Annotated in this window: 1 protein-coding gene; it reads right to left on the bottom strand. The window is 66.8% G+C overall.

What is annotated here, in order from left to right:
* A partial coding sequence (locus tag R0J88_RS23550; protein ID WP_410901396.1) for a hypothetical protein occupies positions 1-235 on the bottom strand: 235 nt, incomplete at both ends.

Below are 235 nucleotides of genomic sequence, written 5' to 3'. Positions count from 1 at the left end.
CCAGGCTCGACAAGGCGATGCCGAGGCTGACGAAACCGTATTGCTGGACCATCAGCACCCCCAACGGTGCACCAATGGCGATAGCGCCGTAGGAGGCAATGCCATTCCAGGAGATAGACCGCGCGGTGTGCTCCGCGCCGACCTGGCCCATGCACCAACTGATGGTGCCGACCCCGATCAGGCCCTGGGCCACCCCCAGCAGCAGGCGCCCGCCCAGCAGCACGGCAAGGCTCAG

Source organism: Pseudoalteromonas sp. SIMBA_162, from assembly GCF_046535955.1.
Classification (GTDB): Bacteria; Pseudomonadota; Gammaproteobacteria; order Enterobacterales; family Alteromonadaceae; genus Pseudoalteromonas; species Pseudoalteromonas marina.
Note: the sequence above shows the minus strand (reverse complement) of the source record. Positions and strands in the feature narration are given on the sequence as shown.